The sequence below is a fragment of the Streptomyces cyaneofuscatus genome (genome assembly GCF_042718795.1).
Classification (GTDB): Bacteria; Actinomycetota; Actinomycetes; order Streptomycetales; family Streptomycetaceae; genus Streptomyces; species Streptomyces cyaneofuscatus_A.
This window is the reverse complement of record NZ_JBHXOX010000002.1, coordinates 275,906-293,890: the sequence shown is the minus strand read 5'-3', so window position 1 is coordinate 293,890 and position 17,985 is coordinate 275,906. Positions and strand designations below refer to the sequence as shown.

General features: G+C 69.3%; 14 protein-coding genes. 8 read left to right on the top strand and 6 right to left on the bottom strand.

Annotation, left to right across the window (positions count from 1 at the left end; translation table 11 throughout):
• Positions 1 to 45 precede the first annotated feature (45 nt).
• The 3 genes from ACFWRT_RS02960 to ACFWRT_RS02950 all read right to left on the bottom strand — a co-directional run bounded on the left by ACFWRT_RS02960 (position 46) and on the right by ACFWRT_RS02950 (position 1,928).
• Complete coding sequence (locus tag ACFWRT_RS02960; protein WP_381121213.1) at positions 46 to 909, bottom strand: SigB/SigF/SigG family RNA polymerase sigma factor; 864 nt, start codon at positions 907 to 909, stop codon at positions 46 to 48.
• A 209-nt stretch (positions 910 to 1,118) separates the two neighbouring features.
• A complete protein-coding gene (locus ACFWRT_RS02955) occupies positions 1,119 to 1,616 on the bottom strand; it encodes a hypothetical protein (RefSeq protein WP_380952684.1) in 498 nt (165 codons plus the stop codon).
• Positions 1,617 to 1,649: 33 nt separating this feature from the next.
• On the bottom strand, positions 1,650 to 1,928 hold the full coding sequence (locus tag ACFWRT_RS02950; RefSeq protein WP_380952685.1) for a DUF5133 domain-containing protein: 279 nt from the start codon (positions 1,926 to 1,928) through the stop codon (positions 1,650 to 1,652).
• A 125-nt stretch (positions 1,929 to 2,053) separates the two neighbouring features.
• Between ACFWRT_RS02950 and ACFWRT_RS02945 the strand changes: the two genes are divergently transcribed.
• The gene (locus tag ACFWRT_RS02945) at positions 2,054 to 2,620 is read left to right on the top strand and encodes a DoxX family protein (protein ID WP_380952686.1); all 567 of its coding nucleotides are present in this window, start codon (positions 2,054 to 2,056) and stop codon (positions 2,618 to 2,620) included.
• 865 nt (positions 2,621 to 3,485) lie between these two features.
• Here ACFWRT_RS02945 and ACFWRT_RS02940 read toward each other — a convergent pair.
• Together ACFWRT_RS02940 and ACFWRT_RS02935 are read right to left on the bottom strand one after the other, a co-directional pair.
• Positions 3,486 to 3,698, bottom strand: coding sequence for a hypothetical protein (locus ACFWRT_RS02940; RefSeq protein WP_380952687.1), 213 nt, complete (start codon positions 3,696 to 3,698; stop codon positions 3,486 to 3,488).
• Positions 3,699 to 3,750: 52 nt separating this feature from the next.
• Complete coding sequence (locus ACFWRT_RS02935) at positions 3,751 to 7,131, bottom strand: RHS repeat-associated core domain-containing protein (protein WP_380952688.1); 3,381 nt, start codon at positions 7,129 to 7,131, stop codon at positions 3,751 to 3,753.
• 301 nt (positions 7,132 to 7,432) lie between these two features.
• Between ACFWRT_RS02935 and dusB the strand changes: the two genes are divergently transcribed.
• Positions 7,433 to 8,581 carry a tRNA dihydrouridine synthase DusB gene (gene dusB, locus ACFWRT_RS02930; protein WP_380952689.1) on the top strand — a complete coding sequence of 383 codons (1,149 nt, stop codon included), beginning with the start codon at positions 7,433 to 7,435 and terminating at the stop codon, positions 8,579 to 8,581.
• A gap of 85 nt (positions 8,582 to 8,666) precedes the next feature.
• Here the strand turns inward: dusB and ACFWRT_RS02925 are convergent, their stop codons facing one another.
• Positions 8,667 to 9,422 (bottom strand): GntR family transcriptional regulator, encoded by a 756-nt coding sequence (locus tag ACFWRT_RS02925; RefSeq protein ID WP_380952690.1) that lies wholly within the window; start codon positions 9,420 to 9,422, stop codon positions 8,667 to 8,669.
• Positions 9,423 to 9,687: 265 nt separating this feature from the next.
• Between ACFWRT_RS02925 and ACFWRT_RS02920 the strand changes: the two genes are divergently transcribed.
• The 6 genes from ACFWRT_RS02920 (at position 9,688) to ppdK (ending at position 17,829) form a co-directional block, all read left to right on the top strand.
• A complete protein-coding gene (locus ACFWRT_RS02920; RefSeq protein ID WP_380952691.1) occupies positions 9,688 to 10,866 on the top strand; it encodes an ABC transporter substrate-binding protein in 1,179 nt (392 codons plus the stop codon).
• Positions 10,866 to 11,798, top strand: a complete 933-nt coding sequence (locus ACFWRT_RS02915) for an ABC transporter permease (protein WP_380952693.1) — start codon at positions 10,866 to 10,868, stop codon at positions 11,796 to 11,798. The genes ACFWRT_RS02920 and ACFWRT_RS02915 overlap by 1 nt, the downstream gene beginning before the upstream one ends.
• The gene (locus ACFWRT_RS02910) at positions 11,786 to 12,790 is read left to right on the top strand and encodes an ABC transporter permease (protein ID WP_380952694.1); all 1,005 of its coding nucleotides are present in this window, start codon (positions 11,786 to 11,788) and stop codon (positions 12,788 to 12,790) included. The genes ACFWRT_RS02915 and ACFWRT_RS02910 overlap by 13 nt, the downstream gene beginning before the upstream one ends.
• A 7-nt stretch (positions 12,791 to 12,797) precedes the next feature.
• Positions 12,798 to 13,961, top strand: a complete 1,164-nt coding sequence (locus ACFWRT_RS02905) for an ABC transporter ATP-binding protein (RefSeq protein WP_380952695.1) — start codon at positions 12,798 to 12,800, stop codon at positions 13,959 to 13,961.
• A complete protein-coding gene (locus ACFWRT_RS02900; protein WP_380952696.1) occupies positions 13,958 to 14,725 on the top strand; it encodes an HAD family hydrolase in 768 nt (255 codons plus the stop codon). The genes ACFWRT_RS02905 and ACFWRT_RS02900 overlap by 4 nt, the downstream gene beginning before the upstream one ends.
• A gap of 392 nt (positions 14,726 to 15,117) precedes the next feature.
• Positions 15,118 to 17,829 carry a pyruvate, phosphate dikinase gene (gene ppdK / locus ACFWRT_RS02895; RefSeq protein WP_380952697.1) on the top strand — a complete coding sequence of 904 codons (2,712 nt, stop codon included), beginning with the start codon at positions 15,118 to 15,120 and terminating at the stop codon, positions 17,827 to 17,829.
• The last annotated feature ends 156 nt before the right edge of the window (positions 17,830 to 17,985 follow it).

Genomic DNA, 17,985 nt, shown 5'->3' with positions numbered 1-17,985 from the left:
GCGCCTCAGCTCCCCAGCGCCTTAGCTCCCCAGCGCCTCAGCTCCTCAGTCGAGCATCCCGGCGCGCAGGACCGCCAAGGTGCGCTTGAGGATGCGTGAGACGTGCATCTGTGAGACGCCCAGGTGCGCGCCGATCTCTGTCTGCGTCAGTTCCTGGCCGTAGCGAAGCCGCAGCACGGTGCGCTGGCGCTCGTCCAGAGCGGCCAGGAGGGGCGCGAGCGTGTGCAGGTTCTCCACGTGCTGCAGCCTGCTGTCCTGGTCGCCGAGCGTTTCGGACCAGCTCGGCGTGGTGCTCCCGGCACCGCTGGTGCTGGTGCTGGTCCCCAGGGGCGCGTCGAGGGAATCGGCGGCGTAGCCGTTGGCCGCGATCAGCGCCTCCGCCACGTCGTCCTCCGGCAGGCCGAGATGGAGGGCCAGCTCCGAGGTGGTGGGGGCGCGGTCGAGACGCACGGCCAGATCTTCGTGGGCGGCCCTGATGGAGGAGCGCAGTTCCTTGAGGCGCCTGGGCACGTGGACGGACCAGGTGGTGTCACGGAAGAAGCGTTTGATCTCGCCGCTGATGTAAGGGAGCGCGAAAGCGGGGAAGTCCACCTCGCGGGAGAGCTCGAAGCGCTCGATGGCCTTGATGAGGCCGATGGTGCCCACCTGGAGGATGTCCTCGAACTGCCCGGCCTGGTGGGTGCGGTAACGCCGCGCGGCGAACCGCACCAGGTTCATATGGATCTCGACCAGGGTGTTGCGGACGTACTGGTGTGCGGTGGTGCCCTCTTCCAGCTCGGCGAGCCGCGCGAAGAGCAGCCGGCCGATCTCTCGGGAGTCCTTCGGTGACGGGGCCCGCTGATCCTGGCCGGGCAGGAAGTCGTCCGTCATCGCACGAGCTGTGGACGGATTCCCGGTGCGAACCTTCATCAAGCATTTCCTTCGGGTGGCGAGAATACCTTCACATCGAACCTAGCTGGTCCGAAGGAAAATCTTCTGACGCCATCGGGAATGCGAAAGAATGGGATGGAGTGATGAACGCCCGGGCGGACCGGAGAGAGGATGAGACAGGGAAAGTAGGCACCCGAATTGCTGCCCGAATTCCTGTCCGAATCCTGGGCGGGGGCCGGAGAGCGGTATCAGGGCCCGGAGAGTGCCACGGCCACGGTGATCGTCTTGCCGCCGGTGGGCAGGGCCTGGACGACGACCTGGTCGGCGACCTCGTTGATCACCCACCACCCCAGGCCCGCCAGGCCGGTGCTTCCAGCAGCCGGTGAGCGCGGGCAGAGCGGAAGGATCTCCTCGCAGGTGTCGGTCACGGTGATGGTGACCTCGTCGCTGTGGAGGAGGCACACGAGGAAGCAGCCGGAGGAGGGCCCCGGTCGGTCGGGCACATCGGGGGAGCCTTCGGGCTCTCGGAGCACATCGGGGGAGTCCTCCGGGTGGTGGAGCACATGCCCGACGAGCTCGGAGGCGACCAGCATCGCGTCCTCGAACCCGGCCCGGTGCGCCCGGAGGTAGTGGCTGTCCGGCGAGCACAGCAGAGGGTGGAGGGCGAACTCCACTTCCCTGCGCGCCTCGGCCGCCGAGGCCGGCCGGCACACGTGACCGGCCGTATCGGCTTCGTTTCCCGTCACGGAACGTCCACCTTGCTCTCTGCCTCGCGGCGCTCAGGGAGCCGGGGAGTGCGAGGCGGGACCAGGCGGCGTGTTCCGCTGTTCCGGGATCTGAAGTGCGGGTTGCTGATCCGTCGGTGGCGTCCGCAGGATGGCTTCCGCCGCGAGCAGAGCGTCCTGGACGGTCCGGGTGCCGGTGCTGACGCACAACGTGTACGTCACGTCCTCCAGACTCCGCTGCAGCTCGTAGTGGGAGTCCTGGGAGTGTTCCAACTGCAGCTCGTAGTAACGGGCCAGCAGCGTGCGAATCGTGTCCGGGCGAGGGAGCAGCATGTGTCACCATCCGTCACATCGGTCGTGTCACAGCCCTTGTGCCCCCTATAGCGGTTCCCATCCCGGCGATATGCCTCCTACGCCCGGACGGGTGTGCACCGCCCCGGACAGGGCAGCCGACGCACATGCCTGTTCTGCGCAGAGTCGCCCGGCCCTTGCTGGCCACGAAGTTCATCCGTGACGGGTACGCGGCGGTACGCCACCCCGTCCCCCGGGACCACTCCGGTGGCACCGGCAACGATCCGCTCACGAGACTGGCCTCCCGGTACTCCTTCCTCCCGGACGACCGCGAGCAGCTCGCACGCCTCCAGGGCGCGGTGCAGCTCGGCGCCGGGGTCCTCCTCGCCCTGGGGCGCGCGCCACGGTTGGCGTCGGCGGCCCTCGCGGTGACGCTGGTGCCGGCGGCCCTGGCGGCCTACTCCGACGGAGCGGCCGACGACCCCGACGAACGTGCGGCCCGGCGTGCCGAGTTGCTCGCGAACGTGTCCCTCGCCGGAGGCCTCCTCATCGCTGCGGCCGACACCCACGGCAAGCCCTCGCTCGCCTACCGCACCCGCCACGCCGCGGACCACGCGTCCGACGCCCTCACCCACCGGGCCCACGCGGTCGCCGACCGGCTCGGCGACGTGACGGACACGGCGGTGCACAGCGTCACGGACTCCGTCGCGGCGGCCCGCAAGCACCTTCCCTGATCGCTTGTCCGGCCCTGGGCGCTGGTTCCGGGGCGGAAGCCGAGGTGAGGGGCCCATCGCCTTCAGGGCGATGGGCCCCTTATTTCACCCTCATCGGCCGTGAGGATTCCCACGACAATTCCAGCGATGATGAACAGCGTCCACAAGGCGACCTGAACTATCTTGTCGCGGTTCACGTCATGGTCTCCATTCGGATCGTCGCCAATCTTTTCTCCGCGACTTCTCCAGCGACTTCTACCAGCGACTTCTCCCGCCGGTCGGAGGGCATCATCTCTGGCGCCATTTCAGGAAAATGATGATGACTGCGACGAGGAAGATACCTATCAGGAACACCGAGAGCTCCTGCCCCTCAAGGATCCAGGACCCTTTTCCCTTGTTCTCTGCGATGTGAATCACTGAACCTCCATGTCGGGAGACTGTCGTGCTGCGCCCACACCACGTCTTCTTGCTATCCGGTGTCCACTCCGGCCGTTGAGGCGGCGGGGAGGCCCAGCGGGCCGTTGTAAGTAATGCCACGCGGGTGGCCGACTGGCCGGGGTCACCTCGCCGATCAGGAGCCTCGCCTTCCCCTCCGCGCCACCGCGAAGGAATGCCATGCCCATCCGTGGCTGGAGTTTGGCCCAGGTCAGCTCGGTCCAGGGTTTGTGTCTGCGACTTCTTGTCCGCAGCCAGGACCGGGGCGTTCTCCTGCGGAGAGAGGCGGGCGCGCACGGTCGGACAGCTCCAGCAGCAACGGCTTCGGACCAGACATCCATCCACCCTGCAACCGCAACCGAGCTACCGACTCAGGGCACTAGCAACTCTCATGAGCGACCGGAGGGCGAGCTCCGTCACGCGGAGCTCGCCCTCCTTGAATCTCGATGGATCAGAATTGGTTCTTTTTTCGAGATCGTTCACTCAAGGTGGCAGCCACCCAAGTAGCGAGAGTGATGCCGAGGACGGTGAGGCCGCCAGCGGTCATTCCCATAGCCAGGAGCGCTATGGAGAGGATCACGCCGAGGAAGCCAAAGATATGGCTGGTCACCAGCAGTTTTTTCAACAGTGACTGTCGTTGCAGCGGAACTCCAACTTGACGCATGCCATATCTCCTTTCACGGCCCTGAAGGGTCACCCCTCCGAGAGCGGTCCGACTAGTTGAAGGGCATTTGGGCAATCTGGCTGACAGCCCATCCAGCTGCGTAGCAGCCGGCGGCAAAACCCAGTGAGGCTCCGAGCGTCAGCGGAGCCGCCACCACAGCGCTTGCGCAGTACACGGAGACACCTCCCCCGGTTACCGCACCTGCTACATCGCCCCACAAGGCCTTGGTGTCGCCCTCGGCCAGGTGTTGGCCTGCCTGAATGAGGTCACCAGCGGGGCCCAGGGCATCCAGGAACGCAAGCCCAGAGGGGTCAATCTTGTTGACGGGGTCGCCTGCGGCGTAGAGGTAGGGGTTCTGTTCCTGGCCGGAGGGGTCGGGGGTGGTGAAGCGGCCGATGTTGGGGTCGTAGTACCGGGCCGCGAAGTGATACAGCCCGGTCGGGTCCTGGTAGCCGCCGGCGAAGCGGTAGGGCTGGGGGACCTGTTCGGTCGTACCGGCGCGCTGGACGCCGCGGGGGCTGTAGGCGTACGTGTTGACCTTCGTGCCCGACTCGTCGGCCAGGGCCACGACGCTGCCGAGTGCGTCGGTGAGGTAGTAGTGGTTCTTCCCCTCGCGGGTCATGGAGTTCAGCGTGCCCCCGGGTTCACGGTTGAATCCCGTGTCCACTCCGGCCGTTGAGGTGGCGGAGAGGCCGAGCGGGCCGTTGTGGAAGAAGGTGTCGCCGAGCTTGATGCGCTCGGACTGGTCGGTGGAGCCGTACTGGCCCGCGTACGTCTTGCCGCCGGTGGTGATCGACGTCATCTGGGAGTGGTCGGTCCACTTGATGCCGGTGCGCGTGGTCTCCGGGGTGGAGGCGGCGGCGGTCTCGTTGCCGATCTGGTCGTAGGACCAGTTCGTGGTGGAGCCGTCCTTCGCGGTGATCTGCTGGGCGTCGTTGATGGTGTAGGTGGTGCCGCGCGGGCAGCCCTTGTCGGTGCCCTGGGAGGTGAGGTTGCCGGCGAGGTCGTAGCAGTACTGCCAGGAGGAGGTGAGGGTGGAGCCCTTGGTCTCCGCGGCGTAGGCGAAGCGGCCGGACTTGTCGTACTCGTAGCTCGTCTTGGTGCCGGCGACCGCGTCGGTCGTGGTGCCGATCTTGCCGCCGTCCTTGCCGTCCGGGCGGGCGTAGGTGTAGGCCAGGTCGACCAGGGTGCCCTTCGGGCTGGTGGCCTTGATCTTCTCCGGGCGGCCGGACCCGTCCGGCATGACCGTGTGGACGGTGTTGCCGGGGTAGGTGGTGGTCGTGCGGACGTCGTTCTTGTTGTACGCGTACTTCGTGATCTTGCCCTTGGGGTCCTTCAGCTCGATGAGCTTGTTGACTTTGTTCCAGGTGTAGTCGGTCAGGCCGGCCGGGTCCTGGTAGGTGTCGACGTTGCCCGCCGGGGTGTAGGCCAGGACGGTCTGGGAGCCGTTCTGGAGGGTGCGGACCGTCTCGCGGGAGAGCGGGTCGAACTCGTACTTGATGACGCCGGTGCCGTCCGAGCGCTGGGTGAGGTTGCCGTCGCTGTCGTACTCGTAGGTGACGGCCTGATAGTTGGAGGAGTCGACCTTCTTCACCCGGTCGCGGTGGTCGTAGGTGTAGGTGATGGTGATGCCGCGGGCGTCCTTCGCCGTCGACACCCGGCCGAGGTCGTCGTAGGTGTACGTGGTGGTGCCCAGCGGTGCCGGTGCCTTGACCGTCTTCAGGTTGCCCTTGGCGTCGTAGGTGAAGGTGGTCGCGACCGACTTGGACGCGGTCATCTTGGTGGTGACCTTGCAGATCTGGCCTTCGAAGCCACCACAGGTCGGGGTGGCGGGGTTGTAGTCGAAGGACTGGTTGCCGCCGCCGGTGCCCTCCACCGCCACGGACTTGGTGTTGCCCGCCGTGTCGTAGGTGTAGTCGGTCTTCTCGTCGTCCGCCGTCGTGGACCGGCCGGGCAGGTCCGTGCCCGCGATGGTCTGGTAGCCCGTCACGGTGGCGGACGCCCCGGTCGGAAGCGTGGAGCCGGTGGGGTTGTTGCGCGAGTCCCACCCGTACTTCGTGACGTTGCCGGGGGTGCTGCCCACGCCCAGGGCGTCGGTCGCGGTGTCGATGTTGCGGTTCGCGTCGAAGGTCCTCGACCGGCTCTGCTGCAGCGCGTCGATGACCTTGGTGACCTGGCCGTCCGCGTCGTGCTCGTACTCCGTCGCGTGGGTCTCGGGGTTGGTGACCGTCGTCTTGCCGGCCGCCGACGGACTCGTGGCGGAGTAGGCGTACGTCCAGGTCGGGCCGGTGTGGCCGGAGCCGTTCAGCTCGGTGGCGCGGAGCATCGAGGTGACGCGGTTCTGGCTGTCGTAGGTGAAGACCGTCACCCGCCCCTTCGGCGTGGTGATCTTCGTCAGGCGGCGCGAGGAGTCGTAGCCGAAGACCGTGGCCTTGCCCTCGGTGTCCGTCGTCTTCGCCAGGTCACCGGCCGGGTTGAGGTCGAAGACGGCGGTGCGGCCGGTGTGGTCCTTGGCCTGCCACTGGTTGGGATACGTCTTGACCAGGTCCACCCAGCGGCCCGAACGGGTCTCGGTCAGCTTGAAGCCCTTGTGCTCCGCCTCCTGGTTGTGCTGGGTGACGGTGATGGTGCCGTTGTTCCTGTCGGTCACCTTCGTCAGCGTGCCGTTGACGTTGTAGGTGTCCTTGGAGCCGGACTTGCGGTCGGTCAGCGTGTACGTGCCGTCCGCGTTCGTCTTCAGGTCCTTGGAGTAGCCCTTCGGCGTGGTGAGCGTCCCGTTCGGCTCCTTGGCGAAGCGGACAGCCGCCCCGGTGGCGTCGTACAGGACCACCTCGCCCGCGTTCGCCAGGTTCAGGTAGCGCTCGTACTCCTGCCACCACCGCTGCGACACCTTGCCCCAGGGTGCGTCGAGCGAGTTGTACGTCCGCGCCAGCCGCAGCTTCTGCCCCACCCCCGCGACGTCGAAGTCGGTGCCGGCCAGCATCAGGTTGCCGTTGGAGTGGTTGACCCGGGCCACCAGCGAGTCGGTGACCCGGAAGTCGGAGATCTGGTGCCAGGGGACCGAGCCCTGACCCTCCGGGACGTACGCCGACGCCTCGGCGGCCACCGAGCTGCGGGCGCCCTGCCGTGCGGGTGCGGGCGGTGTGCCCGTCCCGGCCCGGTCCTTCTCCTCCTCCAGCCAGGCCGCCTTCTCCTCCGAAGGAGCAGCCTCGGCCGCACTGGCCTCCGGCTTGTTGGAGCCGACCTTCACCGGCGGAATCTCCGCCTTCGGGCCGCTCGGGCCCCAGACCGAGGCCGCGCTTGTGGTGTCGCCGGGGGCCGGGTCATCGGCCGGAGCGGCGAAGGCCGGCAGCGTCGAGGCGCCGAGAGCGGCGACCACCAAGGCGGCGGTCAGAGCGCTTCTGCGCTGAATGCGAGCACGCCGAAACGGCATGCCTGAGGCACGCGAAATCATGTGATCCCCCCACGGGATACGTAGACCTGGTGACCGCTGCGATCACCGGAGTCGCACACGCTGGCATGAGACCTTCACGCAACACGAACAAGTTCTCGACCAGAAACCCGTAAACGTGCCAGAACAAGCCGACCTGAGCGCCCGGTACGCCCCGGAAAGCTCTCTGCCGCGACGGCACTTTCCTTGTGGAAACTATTTGTGCCTCAAGAAAACGGGGCTGAGAATCGCCCCCTGCCGACGGCGAGGCCGTCACCCCTCCGGCGTACGCGACAATGGAGCCATGACCACGCTCGCCCCCGCCCTTCCTCAGCTCCGTATCGGCCCGCACACCGTGCAGCCGCCCGTGGTGCTCGCGCCCATGGCCGGGATCACCAACGCTCCGTTCCGGACGCTGTGCCGGGAGTTCTCCGGGGGCAAGGGGCTGTTCGTCAGCGAGATGATCACCACGCGGGCGCTGGTCGAGCGCAACGAGAAGACCATGCGGCTCATCCACTTCGACGCGACCGAGACGCCGCGCTCGATCCAGCTGTACGGGGTCGACCCGGCCACCGTCGGCAAGGCCGTCCGCATGATCGTGGACGAGAATCTCGCCGACCACATCGACCTCAACTTCGGCTGCCCCGTCCCCAAGGTCACCCGCAAGGGCGGCGGCTCCGCGCTGCCGTACAAGCGGCCTCTGCTGCGGGCCATCCTCAAGGAAGCCGTCTCGGGCGCCGGGGACCTCCCCGTCACCATCAAGATGCGCAAGGGCATCGACGACGACCACCTGACCTTCCTCGACGCCGGCCGCATCGCCGTCGAGGAGGGGGTCACCGCTGTCGCCCTGCACGGGCGCACCACCGCCCAGCACTACGGCGGCACCGCCGACTGGGACGCCATCGCCCGGCTCAAGGAGCACGTCCCGGAGATTCCCGTCCTCGGCAACGGCGACATCTGGTGCGCCGACGACGCCCTGCGCATGATGCGCGAGACCGGGTGCGACGGTGTCGTGGTCGGGCGCGGCTGCCTCGGGCGGCCCTGGCTCTTCGCCGATCTGGTCAACGCCATGGAGGGGCGTGCGGAACGGCACGCGCCGACCCTGCGTGAGGTCGCGGACGTCATGGTGCGGCACGCGACGCTGCTGGGGGAGTGGATCGGCGACGAGGCGCGGGGCGTCATCGACTTCCGTAAGCACGTCGCCTGGTATCTCAAGGGCTTCGCGGTCGGCTCCGAGATGCGCAAGAAGCTGGCCATCACCTCCTCGCTGGAGGAGCTGGGCGGGCAACTGCACGAGCTGGACCTCGACCAGCCATGGCCCGACGGTGCCGACGGGCCGCGCGGGCGGACCTCGGGCAACAACCGGGTCGTCCTGCCGGACGGCTGGCTCAAGGACCCGTACGACTGCTCCGGTGTCAGCGCCGATGCCGAGCTGGACACCTCCGGCGGCTGAGCCCGTACGCGTAGGAGTCCATAAGTCCGTACGTGTACGAGTGAGTCCGTACGCGTACGAGGCGGGCTGAGCCCCCCGAAGCCGGTCAACCCCGTACGTCCGGGCCCGCCCGGCGCTCCAGCGGGGCCGCGCCCGCCGAGTTCATCACGTTGAAGACCACGCTGCCCGCCCGGTAGCGGTCGTCCGTCCACTCGATCGCGCGGCCCGCCGCCGTGTACGTCAGGTGGCGCTGGCGCAGCAGCGGGCTCGCCCGGCGCACCCGCAGCAGCCGGGCGTCCTCGCTGCCCGCCGCGACCGCGTCGATCAGGTGCTCGCCGTAGTGCGCGACGATGTCCGCCCGCTCGGCGATGCTGTCCATGATCGAGACGCAGTCCTCCAGCAGCTCCAGGACGGCCGGGGCCACCCAGTCCGCGTACACCGTCCGCTCCACCATCACCGGTTCGCCGTCCAGGTGACGCAGGCGTAGTACGTACAACACCTCGCTGCCCGGTTCGGCGTCCAGGCGCTCCGCCTCCTCGTCGGTGGCCGTGCGCACCGTGCGGGTCAGGATGCGGCTGGCGACCTCGCACCCCATCGCCTGCGCCCACTGCGCGAAGCTGTTGAGCTGCTGGAAGCTCTGGCGGCGCTCCTGGCGGAGGACCACCCTGCGCGCCCCTTGCCGGGAGCCGATCAGGCCCTCGGAGGCCAGCAGCGCCACCGCCTGGCGGACCGTACCGCGCGAGACCTCCCAGCGGGCGGAGAGGTCGCTCTCGGACGGCAGCCGGGAGCCGAGCGGATAGGTGCCGGTGCGGATGGCGTGCCGCAGCGACTCGGCGATCTCCCGGTAGCGCGTAGCGCCCACGCGTCCCCCTTGGCTTCATGTGAACCGTGCGTTGTGTACAGGTCCGCTCCTCGGTGACGGTCCTGCCGCTCACTCTAGCGTTGCCGCAGCGCGTTTCGATGCGAGGTCGTTATCTACCACAACCGCTGAATAGTGGGCTTTCCTCTTCCCGTCCTCTTGCGGCAGCAGACATGGGACGTTAACTTCCCGGACACCTGGCCCGGGCGAACTGGTGCCAGCTTGTATGAACAAGTGGCCCTCACGCTTCGCTTCAGGGAGACCTACCGTGCGCAGAGCCCGACCCCGTCCCCGTCTTCGTGCCAACAGCCGTGCCGTTGCCGCCCTCGCCCTCTCCACCGCCGCCCTCACCGCCCTCACCGCGTGCGGCGCCGCGCCCGAGGAGGAGGTCACGACCGGTGCGAACGGGGTGAAGTCCACCGAGGCCACCTCGGTCGCCGACTTCGGCGGGCTGGAGGAGCTGGTCGCCGCCGCCGAGAAGGAGGGCGAGCTCAACGTGATCGCCCTGCCGCCGGACTGGGCGAACTACGGCGAGATCATCAAGGCGTTCCAAGCCAAGTACAAGGTCAAGATCAAGAGCGAGAACCCCGACGGCTCCAGCTCCGACGAGATAGCCGCCGTCAAGTCCCGCAAGGGCCAGAAGCGCGCCCCCGACGTCCTCGACCTCGGCATCGCCTTCGCCCGCAGCGGCGCCGCCGAGAACCTCTTCGCCCCGTACAAGGTCGCCACCTGGGACAAGATCCCCGACAGCCAGAAGGACGCCGACGGCCGCTGGTACAACGACTACGGCGGCTACGTCTCCATCGGCTGCGACGCCGCCCGCATCAAGACCTGCCCCGAGACCTTCGCGGACCTGCTGAAGCCCGAGTACAAGGGCAAGGTCGCCCTCAACGGCAACCCGACCAAGTCCGGCTCCGCCTTCGGCGGCGTGTACGCGGCCTCCCTGGCCGACAAGGGGTCGTTCGGGGACATCCAGCCCGGCATCGACTTCTTCGGCAAGCTGAAGAAGAGCGGCAACTTCATCCCCGTCGAGTCCACCCCGGCCACCGTCGAGAAGGGCGAGACACCGATCAGCATCGACTGGGACTACCTGAACGCCGGGTACGCCGACCAGTTCAAGGGCAAGGGCGTCGACTGGAAGGTCTCCGTACCGAAGGACGGCGTCTACGCCCAGTTCTACTCGCAGGCCATCAACAAGGACGCCCCGCACCCGGCGGCCGCCCGGCTGTGGATGGAGTACCTCTACAGCGCCGAGGGCCAGAACCTCTGGCTGAAGGGGTACGCCCGCCCGGTGCTGCTGCCCGCCATGACCGAGGACGGGACGGCCGACAAGACCTTCGTCGCCAAGCTCCCCGCCGTCGAGGGCACCCCGGCGTTCCCCTCCTCCGAGGAGCTCGACCAGGCCAACGCCACGCTCTCCGAGAACTGGGACAAGGCCGTCTCCTGATGACCCCCTCCCACCCGACCGCCGCCCCGGGACCCGGGGCGGCCTCCGTGAACGCGGCCAGCCGGAAGGCCGGAGGCCGTACGCGCCGCCGCCGGCCGGCCCGCGCCTGGCTCGGCGCCCTCCCGCTGCTCGTCTTCGCCGGGCTCTGCTTCGGACTGCCCGCCGGCGCCCTGCTGTACGGGGCCATCACCCGTACCGACCCGGTCGCCGGGACCACCGAGTTCACCGGCGAACACCTGACGCGCTCGCTCCAGGGGCCCTACCTCACCTCGCTCACCGGCAGCGTCGAACTCTCCGCGCTGACCGCCGCCATCGCCACCGTCTTCGGCGTGCTGATCGCCCAGGCCGTCGTCACCTCCCGGCGCGGCGCGCTGCGCGGGGCCGTGCTCACCGCCTCCGGCGTACTCGCCAACTTCGGCGGCATCCCGCTGGCCTTCGCCTTCGTCGCCACCCTCGGCATCTCCGGTGTGGTCACGCAGCTCGGCCACCTCGACGCGCTCGGCTGGAACCTCTACTCCTTCACCGGGCTCACCGTCATCTACCTGTACTTCCTCATCCCGCTCATGGTGATCGTCGTCGTCCCCGCGCTGGACGGACTGCGCCCCCAGTGGCGCGAGGCCGCCCGCAACAACGGCGCCACCGCCTGGCAGTTCTGGCGGTACGTCGGACTGCCGGTGCTGGCGCCCTCGCTGCTCGGCGGGTTCGTCCTCCTCTTCGGCAGCGCCTTCGCCGCGCACGCCACGGCCGCCGCGCTGGTCGGCGGCTCCGTACCGCTGGTCACCCTGAAGATCGCCGACGCGCTCTCCGGGAACGTCCTGGTCGGCCAGGAGAACGTGGCCCTGGCGCTGAGCCTCGACATGATCGTGATCGCCGGACTGGTGATGGCGGTCTACCTGCCCCTCCAGCGACGGAGCTCCCGATGGCTGCACTGACGACCACCGCGCGCCCCGAGGCCGCCGCCCCGGTGAAGGCGGCCCGCCGTACGCGCCCGCGCTATTGGCGCGGTGCCGTCCTGGCCGTCGCCGGGCTGTACTTCATCACCCCGCTGGTCTCCTCGTTCGTCTTCACGGTCCACGTACCGAACCAGGGCCTCACCTTCGAGGCGTACAGCGGCATCCTTTCGGCCGACGGCTTCACCGAGAGCCTCTTCCTCTCGCTCTCCCTCGCCGCCGCCACCATCGCGCTCGCCCTGCTGCTCGTCGTCCCCGCGCTCGTCGCGGTACGGCTCGGGCCGCCCCGGCTGCGGGCCGTCGTGGAGATCGTCTGCATGCTGCCGCTGGTGGTGCCGCCGATCGCGCTGGTCACCGGCATCGCCACCGTGCTGCGCTGGGGGCCCGACCACTTCTCGCGCACCCCGCTCTACCAGACCTTCCTGGCCGTGCAGAACGAGTCGTTCCCGGTGGTGCTGGTCCTCGCCTACACCGTGCTGGCGCTGCCGTTCGTGCACCGGTCGCTGGACGCGGGGCTGAGGGCTGTGGACGTGCCCACGCTGGTGGAGGCGGCCCGGAACTGCGGGGCGAGCCGGTTGCAGGTGATCGTCAGCGTGATCCTGCCGAACCTGCGCTCCTCGCTCGCCGGGGCGTCGTTCCTGACCCTGGCGCTGGTGCTCGGCGAGTACACGGTCGCCTCGCTGCTGGGGTTCCGGCCCTTCGCGGTGTGGATCGTGACCGTCTCCGGCGCCGAGGCCCGGATGTCGGTCGCCGTCTCGCTGCTCTCCCTGCTCATCACCTGGGCCCTGCTGCTCATCCTCTCGCGCGCCGGAACCGGGTCCTCCGCCTCGGCCACCGCGCTCCCGGCCGGTCCGGCGACGGTGACCCCGGCCGCCGGAGCCGGAGCCTCCACCCCGGCCGCCGGGACTTCCGCCTCCGGATCCGCCGTCACCGTCCCGGCCGCCGCCCCCACCTCCGTACCCGGCAAGGAGTAGCCACCCCATGTCAGCCCTGCCAGCCCCGTCCACCGCCACCGCCGCCCCCCGCCCCGAGCCGGCCGCGGCCGCCGCGCCCGGCGGGCGGGCCGTCACCGGAGCCCGGGTGGAGTTCCGCTCCCTGCGCCGGGCGTTCGGCCCCACCGTCGCCCTCGACGGCCTCGACCTCACCGCCGAACCCGGCGAACTCCTCGCCCTCCTCGGCCCCTCCGGCTGCGGCAAGACGACCGCGCTGCGGGTCCTCGCCGGGTTCGAGCAGCCCGACTCCGGCGAGGTCCTCGTCGACGGCGAGGACATCACCCCGGTCCCCGCCAACCGGCGCGACGCCGGGATGGTCTTCCAGTCCTACAGCCTCTTCCCGCACCTCAACGCCCGCGACAACGTCGCCTTCGGCCCTCGCATGAAGGGCGTCGCCACCGCCGAACGGCACGCCACCGCGAACGAGCTCCTCGAACTCGTCGGGCTCCCCGCCCACGGCGACCGCTTCCCGCACCAGATGTCCGGCGGCCAGCAGCAGCGCGTCGCCCTGGCCCGCGCCCTCGCCCTGCGCCCCCGGGTCCTGCTCCTGGACGAACCGCTCTCGGCACTCGACGCGAAGGTCCGGCTCACCCTCCGCGAGGAGATCCGCCGCCTCCAACTGGCGCTCGGGATCACCACCATCTTCGTCACCCACGACCAGGAGGAGGCCCTCTCCATGGCCGACCGGGTCGCCGTCCTCAACGCCGGCCGCCTGGAGCAGTGCGCACCCCCGGCCGAGCTGTACGAGCGCCCCGCCACGCCGTTCGTCGCCGAGTTCGTCGGCACCATGAACCGGGTGCCGGGGCAGTTGACCGGCGACGGTTCGGTGGCTGTCGCCGGCGCCTCGCTCCCGGTCGACGGTGACGTTCCCGCAGGCCGGGGCCCGGTCGACGTCCTCATCCGGCCCGAGAGCATCGGTGTCACCGCCGACCCGGACGGCAGCGCCACGGTCGTCTCCGCCGCCTTCCTCGGCTCGGTCACCCGGGTCCTCCTCGACCTCCCGGACGGCGTCGCGGTCAAGGCCGACCTCGCGTCCCGGGACGCCACGGAGCTCGCTCCCGGGGTACGGGCCCGGGTCACCCCGGTCCGCCGCCCGGTGCTGGTCGTGCCCGTACGGGAGACGACGGCACCCGGTGACACGGTGGACGCGTGAAAGCGCCTGCCGCCATCCCCGCCGCCGTCCTCTTCGACATGGACGGCACCCTCGTCGACACCGAGGTGCTCTGGTGGGAGACGGCCCGCGAGGTCGCGGCCTCGCTCGGCCACCGGCTGAGCGACGCGGACGCCCCGGAGGTCGTCGGCCGGGCCGTCGCCGACACCGCCGCTCATCTGATCGAGGTGACCGCCGGCAACGCCTCCACGCTCCTGGACAACGCAGCCGGCAACGCAGCCGGCAACGCTGCCGACAACGCTGCCGACAACGCTGCCGACACCGCCGCCGACCGGGCCGCCGCGCTGGCCCGTACCGCCGCCGAGCTGACCGACTCCTTCTTCCGCAAGGTCGACGCGGGCGCCCCGCTCCGCCCCGGAGCCGCCGCCCTGCTCGCCTCCCTCGAAGGTGCCGGCGTGCCGTTCGCCCTGGTCAGCGCCTCGCCCCGCAGTGTCGTGGACGCGGTGGTGGCCGGGTCGCTGGCCGGGGTGGACTTCGCCTTCACGCTGTCCGCCGACGACACCGTACGGACCAAGCCGCATCCCGATCCGTACAGGGCGGCGGCCGAGCGGTTCGCCGCCGATCCCGCCGCCTGTGTGGCGGTGGAGGACTCCCCGGACGGCACCGCCTCCGCCGATGCCGCCGGGTGCGCGGTGCTGGTGGTCCCGTCGCTGCTCCCGGTCGCCCCCGGGCAGGGGCGGACATTCGCCCGTAGCCTGGAAGAGGTGGACCTCGGGGTGCTCGCCGACTGCCTGAGGCGTCCCTGAGACATCTCCGAGGCGTCCGAATCCTGAAATCCAGGGTCCGAAACCAGCGTGATTCACGACACCCTTGATCGGGGGTGCGCTCAGATGAGCGATATGACGGTGGCTGCACTTCTGGAAGGCCTGGCACTCAGTGCCACGTGACGGCCTTCGAGAAGTGTACTCAGGTGCGGAGCATTCCGCTCACATGAGAGCTGAGGGTCAAGAAATGGCCATGCTGCCTTCAGGAAATGAACGGAGAGCCGCAGCCCGTCCGCCGGAGAGTTTCTTTAGATCTGCTGGCGGACGGGTGGTTGCGGCCGCATGACGACCAAGTGGACGTACCCATACACCTTCGATCTGGGTATGTTCCTGGCCGTCAGGGCAGCCACCGCGTCCTCGAGGAGTCGAGACCCGTGTCGGAAAACAAAGATCCCCAGAAGTTCGTCTACGACTTCACCGAGGGCAACAAGGATCTGAAGGATCTTCTGGGCGGCAAGGGTGCCAACCTCGCCGAGATGACCAACCTCGGGTTGCCCGTCCCTCCGGGCTTCACCATCACCACCGAGGCGTGCAAGGTCTACCTGGAGAGCGGGCAGGCGCCGAAGGCGCTGCGCGACGAGGTGAGTGCGCACCTCACCGCGCTGGAAGAGCGGATGGGCAAGAAGCTCGGCCAGGCGGACGACCCGCTGCTGGTCTCCGTACGCTCCGGGGCCAAGTTCTCCATGCCCGGCATGATGGACACGGTCCTCAACATCGGCCTCTCCGACGCCTCGGTGACCGGCCTCGCCACCCAGTCCGGTGACGAGCGCTTCGCCTGGGACTCCTACCGGCGCCTCATCCAGATGTTCGGCAAGACCGTCCTCGGCGTCGACGGCGACCTCTTCGAGGAGGCCCTGGAGGACGCCAAGGCGGCCAAGAAGGTCACGGTCGACACCGACCTGGCCGCGGCCGACCTGAAGAAGCTGGTCAAGCAGTTCAAGAAGATCGTCCAGGACCAGGCCGGACGCGAGTTCCCGCAGAACGCGCGGGAGCAGATGGACCTGGCCATAAACGCGGTCTTCGACTCGTGGAACACCGACCGCGCCAAGCTCTACCGCCGCCAGGAGCGCATCCCCGGCGACCTCGGCACAGCGGTCAACGTCTGTTCGATGGTCTTCGGCAACCTCGGTCCCGACTCCGGTACGGGCGTCGCCTTCACCCGCGACCCCGCCAGCGGCCACCAGGGCGTCTACGGCGACTACCTCCAGAACGCGCAGGGCGAGGACGTCGTCGCCGGTATCCGCAACACGGTGCCGCTCGCCGATCTGGAGTCGATCGACAAGAAGTCGTACGACCAGCTCATGGGCATCATGGAGACGCTGGAGAACCACTACAAGGATCTCTGCGACATCGAGTTCACCATCGAGCGCGGCCAGCTCTGGATGCTCCAGACCCGGGTCGGCAAGCGCACCGCCGGCGCCGCCTTCCGGATCGCCACCCAGCTCGTCGACCAGGGCCTGATCGACGAGGCCGAGGCCCTCCAGCGCGTCAACGGCGCCCAGCTCGCGCAGCTGATGTTCCCGCGCTTCGACGACGAGGCGAAGACCGAGCTGCTCGGCCGGGGCATCGCCGCCTCGCCGGGTGCCGCCGTCGGCAAGGCCGTCTTCGACTCGTACACCGCGATCAAGTGGTCCCGCTCCGGCGAGAAGGTCATCCTGATCCGCCGCGAGACCAACCCCGACGACCTCGAAGGCATGATCGCCGCCGAGGGCATCCTGACCTCGCGCGGCGGCAAGACCTCGCACGCGGCGGTCGTGGCGCGCGGCATGGGCAAGACCTGTGTCTGCGGCGCCGAGGACCTGGAGGTCGACACCAAGCGCCGCCGGATGACGGTGGGCGGCAAGGTGATCGAGGAGGGCGACCTCGTCTCGATCGACGGCTCCACCGGCAAGGTCTACCTGGGTGAGGTACCCGTCGTACCGTCGCCGGTCGTCGAGTACTTCGAGGGCCGGATGCACGCGGGCGCCGACGACGCCGACGAGCTGGTCGCCGCCGTGCACCGGATCATGGCGTACGCGGACCGGGTCCGCCGGCTGCGGGTGCGGGCCAACGCGGACAACGCCGAGGACGCGCTGCGCGCCCGCCGCTTCGGCGCCCAGGGCATCGGGCTGTGCCGCACCGAGCACATGTTCCTCGGTGAGCGCCGCGAGATGGTCGAGAAGCTGATCCTGGCGGACACCGACAACGAGCGCGAGAGCGCTCTCGCCGCTCTCCTCCCGCTCCAGAAGGCCGACTTCATCGAGCTGTTCGAGTCGATGGACGGGCTGCCCGTCACCGTACGGCTGCTCGACCCGCCGCTGCACGAGTTCCTCCCGGACATCACCGAGCTGTCGGTGCGCGTCGCGCTCGCCGAGTCCCGCAAGGACGCCAACGAGAACGACCTGCGCCTCCTCCAGGCGGTCCACAAGCTGCACGAGCAGAACCCGATGCTGGGTCTGCGCGGGGTGCGGCTCGGGCTGGTCATCCCCGGTCTGTTCGCCATGCAGGTACGGGCGATCGCCGAGGCGGCCGCCCAGCGCAAGAACGCCAAGGGCGACCCGCGCGCCGAGGTCATGATCCCGCTCGTCGGTACGGTCCAGGAGCTGGAGATCGTCCGCGAGGAGGCCGACCGGGTCATCGCCGAGGTCCAGGCCGCCACCGGCACCGACCTCAAGCTGACCATCGGCACCATGATCGAGCTGCCGCGCGCCGCGCTGACGGCGGCCCAGATCGCCGAGGCCGCCCAGTTCTTCTCGTTCGGCACCAACGACCTGACCCAGACGGTGTGGGGCTTCTCCCGCGACGACGTGGAGGCCTCGTTCTTCACCGCGTACCTGGAGAAGGGCATCTTCGGCGTCTCGCCGTTCGAGACGATCGACAAGGACGGCGTCGGCTCGCTCGTCCGCAGCGCCGTGGAGGCCGGCCGGGCCACCCGCCCGGACCTCAAGCTCGGCGTCTGCGGCGAGCACGGCGGTGACCCGGAGTCGGTGCACTTCTTCCACGAGGTGGGCCTGGACTACGTCTCCTGCTCGCCGTTCCGCATCCCGGTGGCCCGCCTGGAGGCGGGCCGGGCGGCGGCGCAGTCGCGCGGGAGCGACAGCCGCTGATGCGGTACGAGTGACCAACTCCGGGGATTTATAAGGGAATTGGGCTGGATCCCTCACCGGCCCGCCATCCCGGCGAGATCCCCGGAACACCCAGAAGCGGCGGCACCCTGTGCGGGGGTGCCGCCGCTTCGTCTTGCCCGCGGAATATGTGGTGGA